This window comes from Escherichia sp. AM3 (assembly GCF_032029835.1).
Lineage (GTDB): Bacteria > Pseudomonadota > Gammaproteobacteria > Enterobacterales > Enterobacteriaceae > Escherichia > Escherichia coli.
Window position 1 is genome coordinate 1 of sequence record NZ_JAVUPQ010000360.1, and the last position, 1,048, is coordinate 1,048.

Annotated in this window: 2 protein-coding genes and 1 pseudogene; all 3 read left to right on the forward strand. The window is 37.3% G+C overall.

Annotated elements, in window-relative coordinates; all coding sequences use genetic code 11:
• Positions 1-630 (forward strand): EscR/YscR/HrcR family type III secretion system export apparatus protein (locus RTW80_RS25815; RefSeq protein WP_277202310.1); only part of this gene is annotated, 630 nt, incomplete at its 5' end.
• Between the two features lie 9 nt (positions 631-639).
• Positions 640-900 carry an EscS/YscS/HrcS family type III secretion system export apparatus protein gene (locus tag RTW80_RS25820; RefSeq protein WP_000341004.1) on the forward strand — a complete coding sequence of 87 codons (261 nt, stop codon included), beginning with the start codon at positions 640-642 and terminating at the stop codon, positions 898-900.
• A 1-nt stretch (position 901) separates the two neighbouring features.
• Positions 902-1,048 (forward strand): annotated as a pseudogene (locus RTW80_RS25825) (EscT/YscT/HrcT family type III secretion system export apparatus protein); the annotation flags it as partial.

Sequence of the window (1,048 nt, forward strand, 5' to 3'; positions counted from 1 at the left end):
TTATTTACACTATTGCCGTTTATAATAGCATCCGGGACATATTTTATTAAATTCTCGATTGTTTTTGTTATTGTCCGAAACGCGCTGGGGCTTCAGCAAGTGCCATCAAATATGACACTTAATGGGGTTGCTTTGCTATTGTCAATGTTTGTAATGATGCCGGTTGGGAAGGAAATATATTATAACAGTCAGAATGAGAATCTTTCATTCAATAATGTAGCGTCGGTTGTTAATTTTGTTGAGACAGGCATGAGTGGTTATAAATCATATTTGATAAAATATTCCGAACCGGAGTTGGTTAACTTTTTTGAAAAGATTCAGAAGGTGAATAGCTCTGAAGACAATGAAGAGATATTCGATGATGATAATATTTCAATTTTCTCGTTACTCCCGGCATATGCGTTGAGTGAGATAAAAAGTGCATTTATTATAGGTTTTTATATCTATTTACCCTTTGTCGTAGTGGATCTGGTTATATCCAGCGTTCTGTTAACGTTAGGTATGATGATGATGAGTCCGGTAACCATATCTACACCGATAAAATTAATTTTGTTTGTCGCGATGGACGGTTGGACAATGTTATCAAAAGGGCTCATTTTACAATATTTTGACCTATCCATTAATCCCTGAGGAAAAAATATGGACGATATTGTTTTTGCAGGGAATAGGGCGCTGTATCTGATTTTAGTTATGTCTGCAGGACCTATCGCAGTTGCGACATTTGTTGGTTTATTAGTAGGGCTTTTTCAAACGGTAACACAGTTGCAAGAACAGACGTTGCCATTTGGCGTGAAATTATTATGCGTAAGTATTTGCTTTTTTTTAATGAGCGGATGGTATGGCGAAAAATTATATTCTTTTGGTATTGAAATGCTGAATTTAGCATTCGCGAGAGGATAGCATGGGTGAGGCGATACTCTATCAGTTGCATAGTCTGCTGGCTGCTACAGCGCTCTGTTTTTGCCGATTGGCACCCACTTTCTATTTGTTACCATTTTTCGCCAGTGGGAATATACCAACAGTAGTCCGTCATCCAATAATAATAGTG